General features: G+C 70.5%; 21 protein-coding genes and 1 rRNA gene. 4 read left to right on the forward strand and 18 right to left on the reverse strand.

Annotation, left to right across the window (positions count from 1 at the left end):
- Positions 1–41: 41 nt before the first annotated feature.
- A 16S ribosomal RNA gene (locus GPA03_RS06640) occupies positions 42–1,568 on the reverse strand.
- Between GPA03_RS06640 and GPA03_RS06645 the strand changes: the two genes are divergently transcribed.
- A complete protein-coding gene (locus GPA03_RS06645; protein WP_156251120.1) occupies positions 1,568–2,077 on the forward strand; it encodes a hypothetical protein in 510 nt (169 codons plus the stop codon). The two genes, GPA03_RS06640 and GPA03_RS06645, sit on opposite strands and share 1 nt — an antisense overlap.
- A 271-nt stretch (positions 2,078–2,348) precedes the next feature.
- Here GPA03_RS06645 and tyrS read toward each other — a convergent pair whose 3' ends face one another.
- The 4 genes from tyrS to argH all read right to left on the reverse strand — a co-directional run bounded on the left by tyrS (position 2,349) and on the right by argH (position 6,351).
- The gene (gene tyrS / locus GPA03_RS06650) at positions 2,349–3,614 is read right to left on the reverse strand and encodes a tyrosine--tRNA ligase (protein ID WP_156251121.1); all 1,266 of its coding nucleotides are present in this window, start codon (positions 3,612–3,614) and stop codon (positions 2,349–2,351) included.
- A 56-nt stretch (positions 3,615–3,670) separates the two neighbouring features.
- The gene (locus tag GPA03_RS06655) at positions 3,671–4,270 is read right to left on the reverse strand and encodes a DNA-3-methyladenine glycosylase (protein WP_156251122.1); all 600 of its coding nucleotides are present in this window, start codon (positions 4,268–4,270) and stop codon (positions 3,671–3,673) included.
- Positions 4,267–4,854, reverse strand: a complete 588-nt coding sequence (locus tag GPA03_RS06660; protein WP_241681102.1) for a uridine kinase family protein — start codon at positions 4,852–4,854, stop codon at positions 4,267–4,269. The genes GPA03_RS06655 and GPA03_RS06660 overlap by 4 nt, the downstream gene beginning before the upstream one ends.
- A 69-nt stretch (positions 4,855–4,923) precedes the next feature.
- Entirely contained in the window at positions 4,924–6,351 is a 1,428-nt protein-coding gene (gene argH, locus GPA03_RS06665; protein ID WP_156251123.1) for an argininosuccinate lyase, read from the reverse strand.
- A 245-nt stretch (positions 6,352–6,596) separates the two neighbouring features.
- Between argH and GPA03_RS06670 the strand changes: the two genes are divergently transcribed.
- A complete protein-coding gene (locus tag GPA03_RS06670) occupies positions 6,597–7,838 on the forward strand; it encodes an IS110 family RNA-guided transposase (RefSeq protein ID WP_156251124.1) in 1,242 nt (413 codons plus the stop codon).
- A 26-nt stretch (positions 7,839–7,864) separates the two neighbouring features.
- Here GPA03_RS06670 and GPA03_RS06675 read toward each other — a convergent pair whose 3' ends face one another.
- The 7 genes from GPA03_RS06675 to GPA03_RS06705 are packed head-to-tail and all read right to left on the reverse strand — an operon-like array spanning position 7,865 to position 14,034.
- Entirely contained in the window at positions 7,865–8,395 is a 531-nt protein-coding gene (locus GPA03_RS06675) for an arginine repressor (RefSeq protein WP_156251125.1), read from the reverse strand.
- 10 nt (positions 8,396–8,405) lie between these two features.
- Positions 8,406–9,356 (reverse strand): ornithine carbamoyltransferase, encoded by a 951-nt coding sequence (gene argF, locus GPA03_RS06680; protein WP_156251126.1) that lies wholly within the window; start codon positions 9,354–9,356, stop codon positions 8,406–8,408.
- Complete coding sequence (locus tag GPA03_RS06685; RefSeq protein WP_156251127.1) at positions 9,353–10,615, reverse strand: acetylornithine transaminase; 1,263 nt, start codon at positions 10,613–10,615, stop codon at positions 9,353–9,355. Before GPA03_RS06685 ends, argF begins: the two co-directional genes overlap by 4 nt.
- Positions 10,612–11,589: an acetylglutamate kinase gene (gene argB, locus GPA03_RS06690; protein ID WP_156251128.1), complete on the reverse strand. Its 978-nt coding sequence runs from the start codon at positions 11,587–11,589 to the stop codon at positions 10,612–10,614. The genes GPA03_RS06685 and argB overlap by 4 nt, the downstream gene beginning before the upstream one ends.
- Positions 11,586–12,749, reverse strand: a complete 1,164-nt coding sequence (gene argJ, locus GPA03_RS06695; RefSeq protein ID WP_156251129.1) for a bifunctional glutamate N-acetyltransferase/amino-acid acetyltransferase ArgJ — start codon at positions 12,747–12,749, stop codon at positions 11,586–11,588. The genes argB and argJ overlap by 4 nt, the downstream gene beginning before the upstream one ends.
- An 11-nt stretch (positions 12,750–12,760) precedes the next feature.
- Positions 12,761–13,852, reverse strand: coding sequence for an N-acetyl-gamma-glutamyl-phosphate reductase (gene argC, locus GPA03_RS06700; protein WP_206673451.1), 1,092 nt, complete (start codon positions 13,850–13,852; stop codon positions 12,761–12,763).
- A gap of 8 nt (positions 13,853–13,860) precedes the next feature.
- Complete coding sequence (locus GPA03_RS06705; protein WP_156251131.1) at positions 13,861–14,034, reverse strand: hypothetical protein; 174 nt, start codon at positions 14,032–14,034, stop codon at positions 13,861–13,863.
- A 31-nt stretch (positions 14,035–14,065) separates the two neighbouring features.
- Here GPA03_RS06705 and def point away from each other — a divergent pair, with 31 nt between their 5' ends.
- Positions 14,066–14,734: a peptide deformylase gene (gene def, locus GPA03_RS06710; protein WP_156251132.1), complete on the forward strand. Its 669-nt coding sequence runs from the start codon at positions 14,066–14,068 to the stop codon at positions 14,732–14,734.
- Positions 14,735–14,778: 44 nt separating this feature from the next.
- Here the strand turns inward: def and GPA03_RS06715 are convergent, their stop codons facing one another.
- Positions 14,779–16,299 (reverse strand): gluconokinase, encoded by a 1,521-nt coding sequence (locus GPA03_RS06715; protein WP_156251133.1) that lies wholly within the window; start codon positions 16,297–16,299, stop codon positions 14,779–14,781.
- A 27-nt stretch (positions 16,300–16,326) separates the two neighbouring features.
- Between GPA03_RS06715 and GPA03_RS06720 the strand changes: the two genes are divergently transcribed.
- Positions 16,327–17,313 (forward strand): quinone oxidoreductase family protein, encoded by a 987-nt coding sequence (locus GPA03_RS06720; RefSeq protein ID WP_156251134.1) that lies wholly within the window; start codon positions 16,327–16,329, stop codon positions 17,311–17,313.
- On the opposite strand, the gene GPA03_RS06725 is transcribed toward GPA03_RS06720, so the two are convergent.
- From GPA03_RS06725 to GPA03_RS06745, 5 genes are all read right to left on the reverse strand, one after another.
- The gene (locus GPA03_RS06725) at positions 17,280–17,810 is read right to left on the reverse strand and encodes a flavodoxin domain-containing protein (protein ID WP_162458282.1); all 531 of its coding nucleotides are present in this window, start codon (positions 17,808–17,810) and stop codon (positions 17,280–17,282) included. The genes GPA03_RS06720 and GPA03_RS06725 overlap by 34 nt on opposite strands.
- Before the next feature lie 58 nt (positions 17,811–17,868).
- Entirely contained in the window at positions 17,869–18,663 is a 795-nt protein-coding gene (locus GPA03_RS06730) for a maleylpyruvate isomerase family mycothiol-dependent enzyme (RefSeq protein WP_156251136.1), read from the reverse strand.
- An 85-nt stretch (positions 18,664–18,748) separates the two neighbouring features.
- A complete protein-coding gene (locus GPA03_RS06735; protein WP_241681103.1) occupies positions 18,749–19,420 on the reverse strand; it encodes a response regulator transcription factor in 672 nt (223 codons plus the stop codon).
- Positions 19,417–20,715 carry a sensor histidine kinase gene (locus tag GPA03_RS06740; protein ID WP_156251137.1) on the reverse strand — a complete coding sequence of 433 codons (1,299 nt, stop codon included), beginning with the start codon at positions 20,713–20,715 and terminating at the stop codon, positions 19,417–19,419. The genes GPA03_RS06735 and GPA03_RS06740 overlap by 4 nt, the downstream gene beginning before the upstream one ends.
- Positions 20,712–22,055, reverse strand: coding sequence for an acyltransferase family protein (locus GPA03_RS06745; protein WP_156251138.1), 1,344 nt, complete (start codon positions 22,053–22,055; stop codon positions 20,712–20,714). The genes GPA03_RS06740 and GPA03_RS06745 overlap by 4 nt, the downstream gene beginning before the upstream one ends.
- Positions 22,056–22,188 lie beyond the last annotated feature (133 nt).

Consider the following 22,188-nt stretch of genomic DNA (forward strand, 5'->3'; position numbering starts at 1 on the left):
GGACGCTGCCGGCAAGGCCTCCAGCGCCAGTTGCTCCTTAGAAAGGAGGTGATCCAGCCGCACCTTCCGGTACGGCTACCTTGTTACGACTTCGTCCCAATCGCCAATCCCACCTTCGACAGCTCCCTCCCACAAGGGGTTGGGCCACTGGCTTCGGGTGTTACCGACTTTCATGACGTGACGGGCGGTGTGTACAAGGCCCGAGAACGTATTCACCGCAGCGTTGCTGATCTGCGATTACTAGCGACTCCGACTTCATGGGGTCGAGTTGCAGACCCCAATCCGAACTGAGACCGGCTTTTTGGGATTCGCTCCACCTTGCGGTATCGCAGCCCTTTGTACCGGCCATTGTAGCATGCTTGAAGCCCAAGACATAAGGGGCATGATGATTTGACCTCATCCCCACCTTCCTCCGAGTTGACCCCGGCAGTCTCCTATGAGTCCCCGCCATAACGCGCTGGCAACATAGGACGAGGGTTGCGCTCGTTGCGGGACTTAACCCAACATCTCACGACACGAGCTGACGACAACCATGCACCACCTGTATACCGCCCTTGCGGACCCCATGTCTCCATGAGTTTTCGGTATATGTCAAGCCTTGGTAAGGTTCTTCGCGTTGCATCGAATTAATCAGCATGCTCCGCCGCTTGTGCGGGCCCCCGTCAATTCCTTTGAGTTTTAGCCTTGCGGCCGTACTCCCCAGGCGGGGCACTTAATGCGTTTGCTGCGGCACGGAACTCGTGGAACGAGCCCCACACCTAGTGCCCAACGTTTACGGCATGGACTACCAGGGTATCTAATCCTGTTCGCTCCCCATGCTTTCGCTCCTCAGCGTCAGTAGTGGCCCAGAGACCTGCCTTCGCCATCGGTGTTCCTCCTGATATCTGCGCATTCCACCGCTACACCAGGAATTCCAGTCTCCCCTACCACACTCTAGTCTGCCCGTACCCACTGCAGGCCCGAGGTTGAGCCTCGGGATTTCACAGCAGACGTGACAAACCGCCTACGAGCTCTTTACGCCCAATAATTCCGGACAACGCTTGCACCCTACGTATTACCGCGGCTGCTGGCACGTAGTTAGCCGGTGCTTCTTCTGCAGGTACCGTCACTTTCGCTTCTTCCCTGCTGAAAGAGGTTTACAACCCGAAGGCCGTCATCCCTCACGCGGCGTCGCTGCATCAGGCTTGCGCCCATTGTGCAATATTCCCAACTGCTGCCTCCCGTAGGAGTCTGGGCCGTGTCTCAGTCCCAGTGTGGCCGGTCACCCTCTCAGGCCGGCTACCCGTCGTCGCCTTGGTGGGCCGTTACCCCGCCAACAAGCTGATAGGCCGTGAGTCCATCCTGGACCGATAAATCTTTCCAGACGCTACAGATGCCTGTGCGTCTCGTATCCGGTATTAGCTCCGATTTCTCGAAGTTATCCCGAAGTCCAGGGCAGGTTACTCACGTGTTACTCACCCGTTCGCCACTGATCCGCTCAGAGCAAGCTCCGAGCTTCACCGTTCGACTTGCATGTTTTAAGCACGCCGCCAGCGTTCGTCCTGAGCCAGGATCAAACTCTCCGTAAATGCTTGTTGAAATCTGCCCAGAAGGCAGTTTCGACATTAAACGAAGCGGCTCCGAAGAGCCGATTTCGATCTTGGCAGAACAGAAACTTGGCGTTTCCATTCGTCCAAAAGGAATCCTTCAAGATCTGGTTTCGTTCCGGCATGATGCCGACTCGAAGCCCAAACCCATCGGGGTTTATTTGGCATCGATTTTTGACACACTGTTGAGTTCTCAAGGAGCGGACGCGCACCACCGCCGGCCGCTAGGCCTTTGCTGGGGCAACCTCTCTACCTTAGATCATCTGCCTCCTGCTCGTCAACTCGGCGGCTTCTCCAGCTTGGCTGGTATCGTCCGCCTCGTTGTTGAGCTGGTGCTCAGCTCCAAGGCTGGGATCCTCTCCGGTTCCTGGCCGCGTCTCATCGACGCGATCCTGGCCCTTCTGGATCCGATTGTTGTTCCACTTCGGGGACCGGCCGGATCCTCAAGACTGAGGCCGTCCGTTCCTCCCCTGTGGGGCGCAACGAGGTGAAACATTACGGGCATCGGCTCCCACGGTCAAATCGCCTCCATCTCGGGCGTGTCGCGGCGCTCCGGACGGACCTAGGACGGCCGTGGCAGGCCTCTGACCTGCAGAAACGCTCCGAGCGGCCATCCGTGGCCCGGGTGCTGCTGCGCCCCGCCAGCGCCCTGAAGCGAGGTCGGCGCCCGATACGCCCTCTGCGACCTGGGTCACAGTCTGGGGCATCTCGGGCGCCGATCCGCGAGCTCTCGCGGCTGGTGAGGGGCCGTGTCGCTCGACCTCACTCGTCCGTGGTCACGACCGCGAGGTTGCGCCGGCCGCGCCGCACGAGCGCGACCCCTCCGGCCAGGAGGTCCGCCGTGCCTATCACCTGCTCCGGATCGGTGATCTTGACGTTGTTCAGGTAGGCACCCCCGTCGTCGACCGTTCGCCGTGCGTCGTTGCGGCTCTTGGACAACCCGGTCGCCAGAAGGGCGTCGACGATGGTCGACTCCCCCGACCGCACCCGCCCGCGCGGGACCTCGGCGACCGCGTCGCCGAGGGTGGCCGCGTCCAGCTCGTGCAGGTCTCCCCTGCCGAACAGCGCCGCCGATGCCGACTCCACCCGCGCGCGGGCATCGGCTCCGTGCACGAGCGTCGTCACCTCCTGTGCAAGACGCCGCTGTGCCTCACGTGCGTGAGGTCGCTCTGCCACCGCCACCGCCAGCTCCTCGATGGCCCCCCGCGACAGGAACGTGAAGACCTTGAGGTAGCCGATCACATCGCCGTCAGCGGTGTTGAGCCAGAACTGGAAGAACGCGTACGGGCTCATCATGTCCGGAGCCAGCCAGACGGCCCCACCCTCGGACTTGCCGAACTTGGTGCCGTCGGCCTTGGTGATCAGCGGCGTCGTCATCACGTGCACGGCCGCACCCTCGGACTTGCGCACCAGCTCGACGCCCGAGAGCAGGTTGCCCCACTGGTCGTTACCACCGGTCTGCAGCGTGCAGCCGTGCCTGCGGTAGAGCTCGAGGTAGTCGTTGCCCTGCAGGAGCTGGTAGCTGAACTCGGTGAACGAGATGCCCTCCTCGGACTCCAACCGGCGCGCCACCGTGTCCTTCGCGAGCATCGTGCCGAGCCGGTAGTGCTTGCCGATGTCGCGCAGCAGGTCGATCGCGCTGAGCTGCGCGGTCCAGTCGAGGTTGTTGACCATGACCGCGGCGTTGTCTCCCTCGAAGTCGAGGAACGGCTCGATCTGAGCGCGCAACCGATCCGTCCAGGCCGCGACGGTCTCCTTGTCGTTGAGGGTGCGCTCTCCCGACATCCGGGGGTCGCCGATCATCCCTGTGGCACCGCCGACCAGTGCGAGCGGCCGGTGCCCCGCCTGCTGCAGGTGCCGCATCAGCACCAGCTGCACGAGGTGTCCGTGGTGCAGGCTCGGCGCGGTGGGGTCGAAGCCGCAGTAATAGGTGACCGGTCCCGCCGCCAGCGCGTCGGCGAGCGCCTCCGCGTCAGTGGACTGGGCGATGAGCCCGCGCCAGCGGAGCTCTTCGAGGATCTCGGTCACGTGTCTTCCTTGTGGTTGCGGGCGCCTACCCGTCGGGCACCATGCCCGCCACGAGCCTATCGGCGGCCCGACACGTGCGGATCGTCGGCCAGCCAGAACCGCCAGGGCCGCGACGCCGCGTCCTCGCCCGCGCCCGCGATGCCGATCCGCGGCCCACTGGCGACGGGTTCCCCCGCCGTCGGACCTGGCTCGAGCCACAGCGAGGCAGCGCTGCCTGCACTTCCCAGCGCAACGCCGTCGTGGTCTCGGGTCAGTCCCAGCACGACGGCGAGCCGCGCTGGTCCGCGCGCCAGGTCCCGATCCGTACGGCACACCCCGGCAGCCAACCGCCGGCGCCAGGCGACGTCGAGGCCGTCGATCACCTGGGCGCCGCGCAGCAGCACCGCCGACGCGATGCCCTCCGGGCCGACGACGACGTTCGTGCAGTGGTGCAGACCCATGTGCCGGTACACGTACAGATGCCCGGGCGGGCCGAACATCACGCGATTGCGCGGGCGCTCACCACGGAAGGCGTGCGAGGCCGGGTCATCGGCGCCCTCGTACGCCTCGACCTCGACGATCCGGACCGTCACCTGCTCGCCTCCGATCCTGGAGGTCAGGTGCGCGCCCAGCAGGTCGGGAGCGACCTGGAGCGCGCGCCGGTCGAGATCGATCATCGCTCCCCGCCCGCCGTCCTCCGGCCGAGGCCGTCGATCAGGATGTCGGCGCGATCGCGGGCACCCACCTCGGCGAACAGCGCCGCCTCCTGGGCCATCCACCGCACCCAGTGCCCTTCGAGCTGCGCGCCGTCGCGCTCGATACCGCGGCGGAGTCGCTCCTGCGGGTCGGCCTCCTCCACCCAGACCAGTGTGCTCACCAGGTCGAGATGCTCGGTCCGGGCGCTCCCGACGCCTTCGACCACCAGAAGATCGACCGCCGGGACCTCGACGACCTCGACGTAGCTCTCGGTGACCCAGCTGTACCGGCGGTAGCGCCCCGGCTCGCCCGCCTCGAGCGCGCGCAGCACCTCGGTGACGGCGTCACCGCCTTGCACCAGCCCGCCCCATCCCTCGTAGAGGTCGTCCATCTGGATGACGGCGCAGCTCAGCCCGTGTGCGCGAGCGGCCAGCTGGACCTGGCCTGCTGCCGTGGTCTTGCCGGAGCCCGCAGGTCCGTCGATGACCACGACCGTCACCTCGCCGCAGCGCGGGCCCTGGCGCATCGCGTGCTCGACGATCAGCTCTGCGGGCTGCTCAGGCATCGTGCCGGGTTTGCGGCACGAGCCGGCGAACGGTGCCGTCGACCGCCGCGCCGCGCGTACGGGCAGCCGTCATGCCATCGCCTCGCGGAGCCTCGTCACCTCGGCCCGTGCGGCCTGGAGCTGCTCGGCCACGCGCACGGGGGCGGTGCCGCCCACGGCGTCGCGCGAGGCCAGCGATCCGGCCACCGTGAGCACCTCCCGTACCTGGGGGGTCAGCGCCGGGTGGATCGCTGCGAGCTCGTCATCGCTCAGCTGGTGGAGCTCGATCGCCGGGTCGTGCTGCTCACAGGCCTGCACGCAGGAGCCCGCGACCTCGTGCGCGACGCGGAACGGGACGCCCTGGCGGACCAGCCACTCCGCGATGTCGGTCGCGAGCGAGAAGCCCTGCGGAGCGAGCTCAGCGAGGCGGTCGGTGTGGAAGGTCAGGGTGGCCACCATGCCCGCGACAGCGGGGAGCACGAGCGAGAGGGTGTCGACGGCGTCGAACACCGGCTCCTTGTCCTCCTGCAGGTCCCTGTTGTAGGCGAGCGGAAGCCCCTTGAGCGTGGCGAGCAGCCCGGCGTGGTCGCCGATCAGTCGGCCGGCCTTGCCGCGCGTGAGCTCGGCGACGTCGGGGTTCTTCTTCTGCGGCATGATGCTCGACCCGGTCGAGTACGCGTCGTCGAGCGTGACGAACGAGAACTCCTTCGTCGCCCAGATGATCACCTCTTCGGCGAGCCGCGACAGGTCCACGCCGATCATCGCGGCCACGAACGAGAACTCGGCCACCACGTCACGGGCAGCCGTGCCGTCGATCGAGTTCTGCGCCGGCGCGTCGAAACCGAGGTCGGCCGCGACGGCAGCGGGGTCGAGACCCAGCGACGAACCGGCGAGCGCGCCGGACCCGTACGGTGACACGCCCGCGCGCGCGTCCCAGTCGTGCAGCCGATCGACGTCCCGCAGCAGTGGCCACGCGTGCGCGAGCAGGCTGTGCGCCAGCAGCACCGGTTGCGCGTGCTGCAGGTGGGTGCGGCCGGGCATCGGGGCGCCGGGGTGCGCAGCCGCCTGGCTGCAGAGCGCCTCGACCACGTCGAGCACCAGCCCACTCAGCCGCCGCGCCTCCTCGCGCAGGTACATCCGCACGAGCGTGGCGATCTGGTCGTTGCGGGAACGCCCGGCGCGGAGCTTGCCGCCGAGGTCCGGCCCCGCGCGCTCGATCAGCCCCCGCTCGAGCGCGGTGTGCACGTCCTCGTCGTCGGGCGCGGGAACGAAGACGCCCGAGGTGACGTCGGCCTCGAGCGTCGCGAGCGCCTCGAGCATCCCCGTGAGCTCGTCGTCGGTCAGCAGGCCGGCAGCGTTCAGCACCCGTGCGTGCGCGCGGGAGCCGGCGATGTCATGGCGTGCGAGACGCCAGTCGAAGTGCGTGGACAGGCTGAGGGCCGCGAGCGCGTCAGCGGGTCCGCCCGTGAACCGGCCGCCCCAGAGGCTGACCCGTTCGGTGGTGGGCTCGTTGCTCACTGGTCTACCTTCCAGGTGTCGGCTGGTTCAGATGACCGGCGGATGCACCCCTGGTCCCCGCCGGGCCACCGCCATCTTCGCTCGACCTTCGAGGTCCAGCATGAGTTCTGCGGGGTCCGGTGGCCCAGGACGCCCAGACCGGCTACAGGGCTGTGCGCCGGAGAGCGCCGATCAATGAGCGACCGGCTGCGGGGTCCCGGGACCACCGGGTGGTTTCCAACTGCTCCAACAGTCAGGAACCAATCATGAGTCTGCCCTCTACCCCTGGCCCGGCGCGAGTCTGCGCAGGCCTCGACTGGGCTAAAGACGATCACGCCGTCTGCATCATCGATCCCGACGGGCAGGTCTTGGACCGGTTCGTGATCGAGCACACCGCGACCGGCCTGAAGCAGCTGATCGGCCGCCTGCTCAAGGCCAGTGTGGTCGAGATCGGCATCGAACGCGGCGATGGCCCGGTGGTCGAGGCGCTGCTGGCCGCCGAGCTCGTGGTGCTGGTCATCAGCCCGAACCAGGTCAAGAACCTGCGCTCGCGCTACGGCTCGGCCGGCAACAAGGACGACCGGTTCGACGCCTACGTGCTGGCCGACGTAGTCCGCACCGACCGACGCCGCCTCACCCCCTTGACCAGGTCCACCCCGACCACCCGGGCGCTGCGCACCACCGTGCGAGCCCGTCGTGATCTCGTCCAACACCGGGTCGCGGCCAAGAACCAGCTCCGCGCCCACCTGCAGATCGTTTTGCCCGGTGTGGTCGGGCTGTTCGCCGCCCTGGACTCGGCCATCAGCCTGGCGTTCCTGGAGCGGTTCACCACCCAGACCCAGGCCGACTGGCTCACCCCTGCCCGGTTCGGTGCCTGGCTGAGCAAACAGGGCTACTCCGACAAGGTCGATCCCCAGGTGCTGCACCAGCGTCTGCTCGCTGCCCCCCGCGGCACCACCGAGGCCGACGCCCCCACCCACGCCGCAGTGACGTTGGCGTTCGTAGCCACACTGCGCGCCCTCAACGCTCAGATCACCGTCCTGGCCGACTCGATCACCGACCAGCTCAACATCCACCCCGACGCCCACATCGTGACCTCGCTGCCCCGCTCGGGAACCCTGCGCGCCGCCCGGCTGCTCGCCGAGATCGGCGACGCCCGCGGCCGCTTCCCCACCGCCGACTCCCTGGCCTGCCTGGCCGGCGTCGCCCCCTCCACCAGACAGTCCGGCAAGGTCAAAGCCGTCACCTTCCGCTGGTCCGCCGACCACCAACTGCGCGACGCGTTGTGTGACTTCGCCGACGGCTCTCGCCACGCCAACCCCTGGGCCGCCGACCTCTACACCCGAGCCCGCACCCGCGGACACGACCACCCCCACGCCGTCCGCATCCTCGGCCGAGCCTGGGCAGACATCATCTGGCGCTGCTGGCAAGACCACACCCCCTACGACACCGACCGCCACAAAGCCCTCCAACGCATCCTCAACGAGCACACCCCACACGCCGCCTAAACCGGCGGAGGTTGACACAGGGCAACTCATGCCTGCTCTCCTTGGTCGTCTGCTGGTCCGCGCCCGCCCTGCGCGAGCTCGAGGAAGCGCCCGGCCGTGGCGGCGCCGCCCTCCGGGTCCGCGGTTACCACCAGCACGGTGTCGTCGCCGGCGATTGTGCCAAGGACCGCGGGCATCACCGACTCGTCGATCGCGGAGGCGAGGAACTGCGCGGCGCCAGGCGGGGTGCGCAGCACGACGATGTTCGCGGAGGCATCGGCACGGACGAGCAGCTCGGCGCAGAGCCGCCCCAGCCGTGCCGCGAGCTGCTCCGCGCCGGCGCTGCTCACCGGCGCCGTGGTGCCCTCGGGCGGCAGCGCGTACTGCAGCGACCCGTCGGCGGTGCGGACCTTGTGTGCGCGCAGCTCCTCGAGGTCGCGCGAGAGCGTGGCCTGCGTGATGCTGACACCCTGCCCGGCGAGCTCGTCGAGCAGCTCCGCCTGCGAGTGCACGGCGCCGCTGGCCACCACGCGCCGGATCAGCGCGTGGCGCGCGGGCTTGGTCGCGGGCGTGCTCATCGTGGCGAGCTCATCGGAGCAACCAGGTGAGGATCGCCTTCTGCGCGTGCAGCCGGTTCTCCGCCTCGTCCCACACCACCGACTGGGGCCCGTCGATGACGTCCGCGGTGATCTCCTTGCCGCGGTAGGCCGGCAGGCAGTGCAGCACGGCCGCACCCGGAGCCGCGCGGCCGAGCAGCGCGGCGTTGAGCTGGTACGGCAGGAACGGCGTCTCGCGCTCGACCGCCTGGGCCTCGTGCCCCATCGAGACCCACGTGTCGGTCACCACGGCCGAGGCCTGCTCGACGGCGTCGCTCGGGTCGGTCGTCAGCGTCACCGTGCCGCCGCTGTCGGCAGCGATGGCCTCAGCCCGCGTCACGATCTCGGCGGCGGGCTGGTAGCCCTCCGGGGCGCCGATCCGCACGTCCATGCCCGCGCGCGCGCCCGCGAGCAGGTACGTGTGCGCCATGTTGTTGGCGCCGTCGCCGACGTAGGCGAGCGAGCGGCCGGCCAGCGCCGGACCCTCCGGGGCAAGGCCGCCGGTGTGCTCGGCGATCGTCAGCAGGTCCGCGAGGCCCTGGCAGGGGTGGTAGTCGTCGGTGAGCGCGTTGACCACCGGGACGCCGGCGTGCTGCGCCATCTCCTCGAGCTTGCTCTGCTCGTAGGTGCGCCACACGATCGCGGCGACCTGGCGGCCGAGCACCCGAGCCACATCGGCGGCCGACTCCCGCACGCCGATCTTGGCGAGCCCGCCGTCGACCAGCATCGGGTAGCCGCCGAGCTCGCTGATCCCCGCGGTGAAGGAGACCTGGGTACGCAGCGTGGGCTTGTCGAAGATGATCGCGACCGAGCGGGGCCCGGCGAGCGGTCGCGCGGCGAACCGGTCGGCCTTGAGCCGGATCGCCAGCTCGAGCACCTCGCGCTGCTCAGCCGAGCTGAGGTCGTCGTCGGCGAGGAAGTGCCGGATCGGTTCGCGCGTCACTGGGTGGCCTCCGAGGTCGAGTCGAGGATGCCGGGCAGGGCGGCGACGAACGCCTCGGCCTGCGCCTGGGTGAGGATGTAGGGCGGTGCGAGCCGGATCGCCGTCGGGCTGACGGCGTTGACGATGTAGCCGGCCGCGAGCAGCGCCCTGCCGACGTCGGGCGAGACCGGTGCGGTGAGCTCGATCGCGATCAGCAGCCCCAGCCCGCGCGTGCTCGCGATCAGCGGGTGACCGAGCGCCGCGATCGCCGTGCGCAGGTACTCGCCGCGCTCCGCCACGGCGGTGAGCAGGTCGTCGCGCTCGATGACGTGGATCGTCGCGAGGCCCGCTGCGGCCGCGACCGGGTTTCCGCCGAAGGTCGTGCCGTGGCTGCCCGGTGTCAGCGTCGTGGCCGGTCCCTCCCCGATCGCGACAAGCGCGCCGATCGGGAACCCACCGCCCATGCCCTTGGCGAGCGCGACCGCATCCGGCACGACTCCCCCGCCGATCTCCTGGTGGTGGTGCGCCATCCAGGTGCCGGTGCGCCCGAAACCGGACTGCACCTCGTCGAGGATCAGCAGCGCGTCGTGCTCGGTGGTGAGCTCGCGGGCGCGCACCAGGTAGCCGGGGGGCAGCGGCCGGACCCCGGCCTCGCCCTGCACAGGTTCGACGACGAACGCGGCGATATCTCCGCCGTCGAACGCTGCCTCGAGAGCCTGGAGATCGCCGAACGGAAGATGGACCACATCCACGGGCAGCTGCCCGAACGGCTCCTTGTAGGCCGCCTTGTGGGTGAGCGAGAGCGCTCCGAGCGACCGGCCGTGGAAGGCGCCCTCGAGCGCGAGGATGCGGCGCCGTTGGGGCCCGCCGTGCTTGAGCGCGAGCTTGACGGCTGCCTCGAGCGCCTCGGTCCCGGAGTTCGTGAAGAACACACGTGAGCCGGTCGGGACCGCGGAGCCCGGCTGCACGACGAGGCCGAGCAGCCGCTCGGCGAGCGCGATCTGGGTGGGCGAGGCGAAGAAGTTCGAGATGTGCCCGAGGGTGTTGAGCTGGGCGCCGATCGCGCCGGTCAGGGTGGGGTGCGCGTGGCCCAGCGTGTTGACGGCGATGCCGCCGAGGAGATCGAGGTAGCGGTTGCCGTCGGCGTCCCACACGTAGCAGCCCTCGCCACGCACGAGCACGCGCTGCGGCGGGCCGAACGTGTTCATGAGCGCACCGGTGTAGCGCTGCTCCCATGCCAGCTCGGAACCCGATCCGGTTGTGCTCAGGATCTCGGTCATGACTCGCTCTTCTCGGACTGCTCGGGGGTGACCATCGTGCCGACGCCGTCGCTGGTAAAGATCTCCAGGAGCAGCGAGTGCGGCTGGCGGCCGTCGACGATGTGGGCGCGCGGGACGCCGCCGCAGACGGCACGCAGGCACGCCTCCATCTTGGGGACCATGCCGGACTCGAGCGTGGGAAGCAGCTGCTCCAGGTCGGCCGCCACGATCCGGCGCACCAGCGAGGACCTGTCGGGCCAGTCGAGATAGAGCCCCTCGACGTCGGTGAGCACCACGAGCTTGCGGGCACGCAGCGCCACCGCGATCGCCGCGGCGGCGGTGTCGGCGTTGACGTTGAGGACGTCCCCGGGGTTGTCGAGGTCGGGGGCGATCGTCGAGACCACGGGGATGCGGCCGGCGTCGAGCACACCCGTGAGCACGTGCGCGTTCACCCGGACCACGTCACCCACGAGGCCGACGTCCACCGACTCGCCGTCCACCACGGCGGTGCGCCTGCGTGCGCCCAGCAGCCCGGCGTCCTCCCCCGACATCCCGACGGCGAGGGCCTCGTTGACGTTGAGCAGGTTGACGAGCTTGCGCTGCACCTGACCGGTCAGCACCATCCGGACGACGTCCATCGTCTCGGGCGTGGTGACGCGCAGCCCGCCGCGGAACTCGCTGGAGATGTCGAGCCGTGACAGCATCTCGCTGATCTGCGGACCACCCCCGTGCACGACGACCGGCTTCAGGCCGGCGTAGCGGAAGAAGCGGATGTCCTCGGCGAACGCCTGCTCGAGCTCGGCGTCGATCATGGCGTTGCCGCCGAACTTGATCACCACGACGGCGCCCGCGAACCTCTCCAGCCACGGCAGCGCCTGGATCATCACCTCGGCCTTCTGGTGGGGGAACAGATCGGTCTCGGTGTTGAAGTGGAAGTCGTCGGGAACGGGGTTCTCGACGGCGTTGCTCGGGGTGGGTTCGGTCGTGTCGCTCATGTGGAGTAGGCGCTGTTCTCGTGGACGTAGTCGTGCGTGAGGTCGTTGGTCCACACCGTCGCGCTGGCAGCGCCGGCATGGAGATCGATCAGGATGTGCACCTCGCGGTCGGACGCGAGGTCGACGGTGTCGCGGGGCTCGTGCGCTCCCCCGGCCTTGCAGACCATGACGCCGTTGACGGAGACGTCGACGGCCTCGGCCTCGAAGGGAGCGACCTCGACCGGGACGGTGCCCACCTGGGCCAGGATGCGGCCCCAGTTGGGGTCGTTGCCGAAGATCGCGGTCTTGACCAGCGCGGAGCGGGTGACGGCGCGGGCGACAGCGACGGCCGCGTCCTCGCTGTCGGCGCCGACCACCGACACGGCGATGTCGTGAGATGCGCCCTCCGCGTCGGCCACCAGGGCGCGCGCGAGGCTGGCACAGGTGGCGGTGACGGCCTCGGCGAGCTCGTCGGGCGTCGGGGTGACGCCGCTGGCCCCGGAGGCCATCAGCACGACCGTGTCGGAGGTCGACATGGCGCCATCGGAGTCGACGCGGTCGAACGTGAGCCGGGTGGCGGAGCGCAGCGCGGCGTCCGCCGTGGCGGGGTCGACGACGGCGTCGGTGGTGAGCACCACGAGCATGGTGGCAAGCGCCGGCGCGAGCATGCCGGCACCCTTGGCGATGCCGCCCACCGACCAGCCGGCGCGCTCCGTGTGGGCCTGCTTGGGCACCGTGTCGGTGGTCATGATCGCCTGTGCCGCCGCCGGCCCGCCGTCCCCGGCGAGCGCGCCGACGAGCGGCCCGATGCCGGCGAGCAGCTTCTCGATCGGCAGCCGCTCACCGATGAGCCCGGTGGAAGCCACCAGCACGTCGGCTGCCGATACCCCCAACGCGTCCGCGACCGCCTCGGCGGTGCGGTGGGTGTCGAGGAAGCCTTCCGGGCCGGTGCAGACGTTCGCGCCGCCGGAGTTCAGGACGATCGCGTTCGCGACGCCGTCGGAGACCGCCTGACGCGACCACGTCACCGGGTGGCCGACGACGCGGTTGGTCGTGAACACCGCGGCGGCCGTGCGATCGGGACCGTCGTTGACGACGAGCGCCAGGTCCGGCTTGCCGGAGGCCTTGAGGCCGGCGGTGGTCCCGGAGGCGCGGAAGCCCCGTGGGGTCGTGACGGTCACGGTGGATCCTCTCAGGGGGCGACGGCGGTCGTCGGGAGGCCGAGCGTCTCGGGCAGCCCGAGCGCGAGGTTCATCGACTGCACCGCGCCCCCCGCGGTGCCCTTGACGAGGTTGTCGATCGCGCAGATCGTGATGACCCGGCCCGCCTTGGCGTCGACGGCGACCTGCACCAGTGCGGTGTTGGCGCCGGTGGTCGCCCCGCTCGTGGGCCAGCTGCCCTCGGGCAGCAGGTGCACGAACGGCTCGTCGGCGTAGTACGCCTCCCAGGCGGCCCGGACCGATACCGGCGAGACGCCGACGGCGAGGGGCGCGGTCGTGGTGGCCAGGATCCCGCGCGACATCGGCACGAGAACGGGTGTGAATGAGAGCCGAATCTGCGGACCGCGCCGACTGGGCCGACAACTGGTGAGGTTCTGGACGATCTCGGGGATGTGCCGGTGGCTGCCGCCGACCGCGTACGGGTTGGCGCTGCCGGCCGCCTCGGAGGCGAGCAGGTGCGTCTTGGCGGCCTTGCCGGCCCCGGAGTAGCCGACCGCGAGGACGGCGACCAGGTCGGTCGGGTCGACGAGACCGGCAGCGACGCCGGGCTGCATCCCAAGCGTGACGGCGGTGACGTTGCACCCGGGGACGGCGATGCGCTGGGCGCTTGTGAGCCGCTCGCGCTGCCGGGTGACCGCGGAGTCCGGCTCGTTGCCGATGATCAGCTCGGGCAGTCCGTAGGTCCATGTGCCGGCGTGCTCGGAGCCGTAGTACTCCCGCCAGGCTGCGGCGTCCGCGAGCCGGTGGTCAGCTGCGCAGTCGAGGACGAGCGGCGTCTCGCCGAGCCCCTCGAGCTCGGCGGCCAGGGCGCCGGACGCGCCGTGCGGGAGCGCGAGCAGCACCACGTCGTGCCCAGCGAGCTCCGCCGCGGACGTCGCGCTGAAGGTTCGCCCGGCGAGTGCCGGGTGGGCGGCGAGGTGCGGGTGCTGGCTCGCGACCGACTCGCCGGCGTTGCTGTGGGCCGTCAGCGCCCCGACCTTCACCTCGGGATGGTCCAGCAGCAGTCGCAGCAGCTCGCCACCGGCGTAGCCGGAGGCACCGGCGATCGCAACATTTACAGGCACCTGCATAACTATACAGGTTCGTCGACCCCGTGCCCCTCCTGGCGATCGAGAACCAAACGCATCTCAGTCTGCCGCACCACGCGGTGGCTCGTGATGTGGTTGAGGACCAGCTCCCGCAGCGCAAGCGCATCGGCGGCGGTACGCGCACGAGGGCCGCCGTCGAGACGCTCGTCGATGCGCACTGACACCTCGGAGACCTGAAACACTGTCCTCATGCGAACGTTCGTCCACGGTGTCGAGGTGTCCGACTACCCCGAGGTGCCGCCGGAGACCGCTCGCGGCAAGGCACTCCGGGTCACCGAGGTCGGTGAGGAGGTGCTGCATCGATGGAACGTGGACGTGACCGAGGAGATGTTCGGCAGCGACGAGCTCCGCACGCTCGTCGACGACATGTTCGCCACGATGATGCTGGCCGAGGGTGTCGGGCTCGCGGCGAACCAGGTGGGTGTGGACCTGCGGCTGTTCGTGTACGACCTGCCCGACGCCGACAACGACAGCAGGCACGTCGGTCACATCTGCAACCCGGTGGTCGCGGTCGACCCCGAGGGCGGCACCAACGAGCACGAAGAGGGCTGCCTGTCCGTTCCCGGTCCCGGCTCGGAGCTGTTCCGACCCAGCGTGGTCGTGGTCACCGGCTTCGACATCGAGGGCAAGCCGCTGCGGCTCGAGGGCACCGGCTACTTCGCACGCTGCCTGCAGCACGAGACCGACCACACCAACGGGCGCCTCTACATCGACCTGCTCGCCAAGCGTGAGCGCAAGCGGGTGCTCGCCGACATGCTCGACCTGCGCGATCAGGTGATCAAGCGGCGCACGAAGCTCACCAAGGAGATGGGTCTCGAACCCGTCGCCTATCCGGCGGAGCCGCCGAGCGCGCGCTGAGCACCAGGCCCTGCCCCTCGCAGAGCAGCTCGCCTCGCTCACGACTAGCGAAGCGGCGCGGCGAGTCTCCGGAGGGCGGCATAGGTGGGGGCGAGCGCGCCCTCGAGCCCGCCGAAGATCGGGCGGAGTGCGGCGTAGACCGCCGCGGCGTCTGGCTCCGGCGCGACCGAGCGCACCACGCGCGTGGCGACTGCGGCGTCCTCGATCGTGTCGATGAGTCCGAGCGCCGCCATGCCGAGGATCGCAGCGCCGTGGCCGGAGCCCTGCTGACCCTCCAGCAGATCGATCGGGAGGCTGAACGAATCGGCGAGCAGCTGCTGCCACAGCTCGCTGCGCATCACTCCCCCGGTCGCCCGCACCGAGTCGACCTGGAGGCCGGCCGCACGCATCGACTCCAGCACGAGGGCCAGCTGCAGGGCGACTCCCTCGAGCGCGGCCCGCACGAGATGCTCTCGACGGTGATCCCGTGTGAGGCCGATGTAGCTGCCACGGGCGAGCGAGGTCCAGCGCGGCGCGCGCTCGCTCATCAGCGACGGCACCATCAGCAGCCCCCCGCTGCCCGGCGGGACCTGGGCGGCTAGCGCCAGCAGCTCCGGCTCGGCACCCGCGCCGAGGTCGGTCGCGATCGACTCCAGCAGCCACTGCATCACGATGCCGCCGTTGTTGATGGCACCGCCCACGACCCACAGCCCAGGCGCCAGCGCATAGCAGAACACCTGTCCCAACGGGTCGACAGCCGGGCGGTCCACGACCACGCGCAGCGCGCCCGAGGTGCCGAGCGAGCAGGCGGCCATACCCGGTCTCACGGCACCGACACCGAGGTTAGCCAGCGGGCCGTCGCCACCTCCCACGACCACCGGGGTCCCGGCAGGGAGGCCGACGGCGGTCGCGGCGCGCGCTGTCAGAGGCACCACGTGCGTGGTGGGCACCAGCTCGGGCAGCTGGGCGGGACTCACGCCGGCGAGCTGCAGCGCCTCGGCGTCCCAGGCGAGCGCCTCGAGGTTCATCAACCCGGTCGCCGAGGCGATCGAGTGATCCATCACCCAGGCTTCGCTCAGCTGCAGCAGCAGGTACTCCTTGACGCCGGCCCACCGGTGGACCCGTGCGCACAGCCCCGGCTCGTTCTCGGCGAACCACATCAGCCGCGGCAGCGGCGACATCGGATGCACCGGGGTACCGGTGCGGCGGTGCAGGGCGAGCCCGGACGGGTCGGCCCGGAGCCGGTCGGACTGCGGTTCCGCCCGGGTGTCGGCCCACGAGGTGAGGGGCGTCAGCGGCCGTCCTTCGCCGTCGAGAGCCATCAGGGTGTGCATGGCCGAGCTGAGCGCCACCCCCGCCACGCGTTCGGCGCCGACCTGCCCGACGACGGCGGCCAGCGCAGTCCGCACGGCGGCGAGGATCTCGTCGGGATCCTGCTCGGCGCGACCGGGCGCGGGAGCGCGCAACGGGTACCCCTGCTCGGTCGCCGCAACCGGGATCCCATCGACGGCGAACGCCGTCACCTTGGTGGCCGTGGTCCCCACGTCGACGGCCACGACGAGATCGGCGGAGGAGCTGGACGGCACCAGGCGAACGTAGCGTAGGTTGCCGATATGCGTGCGATCGAGGTCTCCGAGGCCGGCGGGCCCGAGCAGCTGACGGTGGTCGAGGTCCCGGAGCCCGACGTCGGTGCCGGGCAGGTCCTGGTGGCTCCGGCGGCGATCGGACTCAACTTCATCGAGACGTACCAACGCAGCGGGCTCTACCCCGTGCAGCACCCGTTCCGGCCGGGTGGGGAGGGTGCCGGCGAGATCGTCGCGGTGGGCGACGGCGTGACGGACCTCGCTGTCGGCGACCAGGTCGCGTGGACCTCCTCGGCCACGGGCAGCTACGCCGAGCGTGTGCTGCTCGACGCTGCGGACGCGTTGCCGCTACCGGACGGGTTGGATGTGCGGTCGGCTGCCGCGCTCCCGCTCCAGGGGCTGACCGTGAGCATGCTCGTGGACGGCGCCTTCCATGTGAAGGCCGGCGACGACGTGCTGCTGACGGCGGGCGCCGGCGGTGTGGGGCTGCTGCTGACACAGGTCGCCGCACACCTCGGTGCCCGCGTGATCACCACCGTCTCGACGGCGGAGAAGGAGACTCTCTCGCGCCAGGCGGGCGCGGCGGACGTGATCCGGTACGACCGGTTCGAGGACATGAGCACCGAGCTTCCCGCGGCGGTGCGTGCGCTCACCGCCGACGCGGGTGTGCACGTGGTCTACGACGGCGTCGGCAAGAGCACCTTCGACGGCAGCCTCGCGTCGCTGCGGCCGCGCGGCACCCTGGTGCTGTTCGGTGGTGCGAGCGGCCCCGTGCCACCGTTCGACCCGCAGCGCCTCAACCGCGCCGGGTCGGTCTTCCTCACCCGGCCGACGATGATGCACTACATCGCGGACCCCGCCGAGCGTGCGCGGCGCTGGGCCCAGGTCTCCTCCTGGGTGACCGACGGCGTCGTGGACCTGAACATCGGCGCGACGTTCCCGCTGGCCGAGGCCGAGCAGGCGCACCGGGCGCTCGAGGGGCGTCAGACCACCGGCAAGGTGCTGCTGCTGCCCTGAGCCCGATCCGGCGTCGTCAGCTGCATGGCGACCATGTCGGCCCATGCCTCCACCAGCTCCAGGTCCCGCAGGTCACGGTTCTTGGCACCCAGCGCCCCGATCAGGGCACGCTCGGCCACGCTGAGCGTGTCGTTGTCGATCATCCCGCCGAACACCGGGAACCTGCCGGGGCGGTACCCGTCGCGGCCCGGCCGGGTGGTCGCGGGGCGGACCGGGTCCTTGGTCAGGTTCTTGAGGCCGACGGCGAAGAGCCAGACCGGTCCGTCGAACTCCTCTTCCAGCCGGGTCGCGAACGTGGCCGCCGCGGAGAGCAGCCGCGCACCGTAGGTCGCCGACCCGAGCACGACCGCGTCAGCCTGCAGAAGATCGGCTGACCCGACCTCGCCGACGTCCCGTACGACGGCGTCGTGCCCGCCGTCCCTGATCCGTGCGGCGACGGTCTCGCCGATCGCTCGGGTGCTGCCGTGCTTGGACGCTGTGGCGACGAGTGCTCGCATGCGGCCCAGCATCGCGGCCGATCCGCCCGGGAACCCGGGACTCTGGTCCCGGGTCGAGCTACTGGATGCCCTGGGCGATCAGGCGATCGATGGCGGCGCGCGCCTCGTCGGAGCCCTCGATCGCGACCGCGCCCGGCTGCGGCGCACGGTTCCACGCCCACCGGGCGAGCTGCTCGGCACCGGCGGAGACCGCGCCGGTCACGCTGACGCCCTCGCCGGCCCGGACGGCGCGCGCCATGTCGAACTCGTTGCCCGACTCCGGCCCGGTGCCGAACCAGTGGCCGATCTCCACGAGCCACTGCGCCCCCGAGTCGGTGCCGACCAGCTCGACGACGGCGAGCGGCTCGTAGGTGGCCCAGTCGGGCATCCAGCCCCACATGACGTCGACGCAGTGGTCGACGGCCCCCGCTGCCACCTCTTTGGCGATCGGGCTGACCGGGAGCCCAGCCGCGAGCTCGGCATCCACGCGGTGCATCGTGGCCTCGTAGGTCTGCATCCGGCGCGTGAACCCGACCGTCTGGTCAGCATCCCACCATGACCAGCGCCGGTCCTCGTCAGGGAGTGCTCGAAGCTGCGCGAGCAGATCAGCCGTGGCCGCCTCGCGCAGCGGGAGGATCTCGGCGATCGACCCCGGCGGCTCGACGCCCTCCTGCTCGAGCGCGCCGACCTCCTCGTCGGTCTGCGGGTCCTGCGCCAGCACATCGGCCCAGAACCGGTGCACCCCCGTGAAGTGCCACAGCAGCCCTGCGGCATCCCAGTCCGGGCACGTCGGGACGCGAGCCGCTGGGTCGGTCCGAGCCAGTACCTCGGCCAGGCGTGTCGCTTCACTGTCGATGACCTGGATTCTGTCCATGCCAGGACGGTAGTGGCGAGCCCCGACATCGTCAGGCGGACCGCTGCGTCAAGGCGCAGGTCGCGGTCTGACAGACCGCCCGGCCTCAGGTGCGGGGGTCGTTGAGCCAGGCGATCACGGCGAGCACACGGCGGTGGTCGTCCTGCGAGGGAGGCAGGTCGAGCTTGTCCAGGATCGAGGAGATGTGCTTCTCGACCGACTTGCCGGTGATCACGAGCGTGCGACCGATCGCGGCGTTGGTGCGGCCCTGCGCCATGAGCTCCAGGACCTCGCGCTCGCGCTCGGTGAGTCGCTGCAGCGGATGGGCGCGCCGGCCCGAGAACAGCTGCGAGACCACCACCGGGTCGAGGACCGTGCCGCCGTCGACGAGTCGGTGCAGCGCATCGGCGAGGTCGTCCAGCTTCGCGACCCGGTCCTTGAGCAGGTAGCCGACGCCCGCGCCCGTCGCGAGCAGGTCCGCGGCGTAGGACTGCTCGACGTACTGCGACAGCACCAGCACCGCGGTGCCCGGGTGGTCGGCCCGGATGCGCACGGCAGCGCGCAGCCCCTCGTCGGTGAAGGTGGGCGGCATCCGCACGTCGAGGACCGCGACGTCCGGCTGGTGCTTCGCCACAGCGGCGACTGCGGCCTCGCCGTCCTCGACGGCCGCGACGACCTCCGAACCGGCTTCCGCGAGCAGGCGTACCAGACCCTCCCGCAGCAGCAGGGAGTCCTCGGCGAGCACGACACGCATCGGGTCGGCAGCGTACGTGGTCATGAGCCGGTCGCCGGGATCAGCGCGTGCAGCGTCGTGCCGCCGCCCTCAGGGCTGATCACCTCGAGCGTGCCGTCGACCCCGCGGAGCCGATCGGCCAGCCCGGCGAGCCCGTGACCCTTGCCGGGATGCGCGCCACCGGTGCCGTTGTCGCTCACACGCACCCGCAACGCGCCCGCGTTCGTCTCGTCGATGTCGACCTGCACGAGCGAGGCCCCGCTGTGCTTGCCCGCGTTCGCCAGCGCCTCGGAGACCACGAAGTAGGCGGCCGTATCGCGGGCCAGCCCCAGCCGCCGCTCGGCCGGGATCGCGACGTCGGCCTGGACACGGATCGGGCTCTGCCCGGCGAGGGAGCCGATCGCCGCGGCGAGCCCGCGGTCGGCCAGCACCGGGGGCGCGATCCCGCGGGACAGCGCCCGCAGCTCACCCAGCCCCGACTCCACCTGCTCGAGCGCGGACGCCAGATGCTCCTTGGCAGCATCGGGGTCCCCGGCATCGATACGCCGCAGCGCGGTCTGCACGTCCATCGTGGTGCGAACGAGGCGCTGCTGCGGCCCGTCATGCAGATCGCGCTCGATCCGGCGCAGCTCGGCCGCCTCGGAGTCGTGGACGGCGGCCCGGCTGGCCGTGAGGTCGTCGATCCGCTCCCGGAGCTTGGCGGGGCGGCTGGCGAGCAGGGCGAACCGTTCGAGCCCCACGTGGACGGCGATCAGAGCGCGGATCACCCACGGCGCGACCATCAGCATGGCGAGCCCGAGCAGCAGGTGCAGCACCCACTCGGCGACCGCGCCCTCGATCCCCAGCAACCAGGCCAGCCCATTCGCGTCCCCGTCGTCGGGCAGGTACCGGCTCCAGAACCAGTAGAGGACGCTGCCGGCGCCCACCACCCACCAGACGATCGTCAGCACGAACGTGGCGATCGAGAGCGGGAAGTCCAGCAACGCGCGCAGCAGGTCCATCCAGCTCTGCCCGTGACGGAGCCGGCGGAACGACCGGCGCAACCAGGTGCCCTTCGCGGGCGCCGTCGGGACGCTGCCTTTCTCGAGGCGATAGCCGAGCCTGCGGAGGCGATCGCGCGTGAACCCACCGATGCCGTTCGCCGCCGCCAGGAAGGCTGCGAGTACCGCGACCCCGACCACGAGGATGCTCAGCGGGATGCCCAGAGCCAGGCCGACCACGAGGACGACGAACCCGGCGATCGCGACGAACAGCTGCGCGAGCAGGAACCCGGACTCGCGGGCCGCGCGCGCGTACACGGCCCGGAGGCCGGTGCCGCGTTCGGGCGCCTCGGTGCTCATCCGACCAGCCTGCCCGTTCGAGGCACCCGAGCGCCAACCGGACGCGCTCCCAGCAGCAGTGCGCCGCACACCAGCGCCCACGTACCGACCAGCGGTCCGAGGACGTCGGCGAGCCTCGCCGGGTCGAAGCCCGCCACCGTCAGGACCAGCACCCCGACGCCCACGAGTGCGGCGCCGCCCACCACGCGGGGCAGGCTCACCGCATCGCTCCCCTGCAGCCCCAGCTTCCCGAACAAGGCCACGCACGCGGCCAGCGCCACGGCGGCCGCCACCACCCACGCGGGAACGCTCAGCCACCAGCCGGCACTGCCTACCGGGTGGCCGTCGAAGCCGAGTCCGACGACCGCGGCCGCGATCAGCACCACAGCGGGCGTGTGCCACAGGTACACGGCCATCGTGTGCGGCGCGCAGATGTCCACCATGCGCGCCACCCGTGGTCGGTTCGCGAACCGCGTGAGCGCCGCACGCGCCGCGAGCGTGAGCCCGATCTGCCCGACGGCGAGCGCCAGCAGAGCCGCCGAGGGTGGGTTCATGTTGGAGACGGTGGTGCCGGGCAGCCCGATCATCGCTGGCGGGTAGGGCCCGAACGCCACCACGGCGCCGAGCACCAGGAACCCGACTGCCCCGACGATCGCCGCGCGGCCGCCACGCAGCCAGTCCAGCCTGCCGCGCGCGCCGTGGATCCCGATCGCATACACCGCGGCCCACACGAACACCGCGTTCAGGTAGCCCGCGTGCTCCCAGCCGAGCCCGAACCGCACCGTGTCCACGGCGATCGCGGCCACGGCCAGGATGCCGATCTCGGCCCCCTTGAGCCGATCGGCCACCCGCAGCAGCACCGGCGTGAGCGCCGTGAGGATCACCAGCACCACGAGGAACCAGAGCAGACCGCCGATCAGCCGACCACCGACGCTCACCACCTCGACATCGAGACCGGAGGCCAGCAGCAGCGCCGGCAGCGGCAGCCACACGGCCGCGAGCACGATCACCCCGCCCACGAGCCGGACCAGACGTCTCGAGACCCAGCTGCGGTCCACGGCACGCCCGCCTCGCAGGCTCAGCACGGTCGCCGCACCCGAGGTGAAGAACACCAGCGGCATCACCTGCGTCACCCACGTGGCGGGCCACACGCTCTCGAGAACGTTCGCTCGCTCGAGATCGATCGCTCCGCCGTCGACGGCGAGGATCGGCATCAGCCAGTGCTGGGCAACGACCAGCACCATCGCGGTGATCCGCACCAGATCGAGGAACCGGTCACGTGGAGCCGACGCGGCGGAAGCAGGGGGGACAGTGACACGGCGGGCGCCCAACCGTGGGCGTGCAGGTGCGATCGAGACCATGCGTCCAGCCTTCCGGCCGGGCGCACGCCGTCCCAGGGTGCCCACCGGTCAACCGGGGTGGGGGATCCCCCACCCTGCCCGCCCCACGGGCGCCCACCGACGCCACCGCCGCCGAGAGAGGGTCGAAGCGCGC

Origin of the sequence: Pseudactinotalea terrae (assembly GCF_009733845.1) — a bacterium.
Classification (GTDB): Bacteria; Actinomycetota; Actinomycetes; order Actinomycetales; family Beutenbergiaceae; genus Pseudactinotalea; species Pseudactinotalea terrae.

Coding starts and splice junctions, on each gene's coding strand:
- GPA03_RS06725 (WP_162458282.1), bottom strand. CDS start 17,810: ATGCGAGCACTCGTCGCCACAGCGTCCAAGCACGGCAGCACCCGAGCG.
- GPA03_RS06660 (WP_241681102.1), bottom strand. CDS start 4,854: ATGCCTGAGCAGCCCGCAGAGCTGATCGTCGAGCACGCGATGCGCCAG.
- GPA03_RS06735 (WP_241681103.1), bottom strand. CDS start 19,420: ATGACCACGTACGCTGCCGACCCGATGCGTGTCGTGCTCGCCGAGGAC.
- GPA03_RS06745 (WP_156251138.1), bottom strand. CDS start 22,055: ATGGTCTCGATCGCACCTGCACGCCCACGGTTGGGCGCCCGCCGTGTC.
- GPA03_RS06670 (WP_156251124.1), top strand. CDS start 6,597: ATGAGTCTGCCCTCTACCCCTGGCCCGGCGCGAGTCTGCGCAGGCCTC.
- GPA03_RS06645 (WP_156251120.1), top strand. CDS start 1,568: ATGCTTGTTGAAATCTGCCCAGAAGGCAGTTTCGACATTAAACGAAGC.
- GPA03_RS06720 (WP_156251134.1), top strand. CDS start 16,327: ATGCGTGCGATCGAGGTCTCCGAGGCCGGCGGGCCCGAGCAGCTGACG.
- GPA03_RS06655 (WP_156251122.1), bottom strand. CDS start 4,270: ATGATCGATCTCGACCGGCGCGCGCTCCAGGTCGCTCCCGACCTGCTG.
- GPA03_RS06730 (WP_156251136.1), bottom strand. CDS start 18,663: ATGGACAGAATCCAGGTCATCGACAGTGAAGCGACACGCCTGGCCGAG.
- GPA03_RS06740 (WP_156251137.1), bottom strand. CDS start 20,715: ATGAGCACCGAGGCGCCCGAACGCGGCACCGGCCTCCGGGCCGTGTAC.
- GPA03_RS06685 (WP_156251127.1), bottom strand. CDS start 10,615: ATGACCGAGATCCTGAGCACAACCGGATCGGGTTCCGAGCTGGCATGG.
- argB (WP_156251128.1), bottom strand. CDS start 11,589: ATGAGCGACACGACCGAACCCACCCCGAGCAACGCCGTCGAGAACCCC.
- GPA03_RS06675 (WP_156251125.1), bottom strand. CDS start 8,395: ATGAGCACGCCCGCGACCAAGCCCGCGCGCCACGCGCTGATCCGGCGC.
- def (WP_156251132.1), top strand. CDS start 14,066: ATGCGAACGTTCGTCCACGGTGTCGAGGTGTCCGACTACCCCGAGGTG.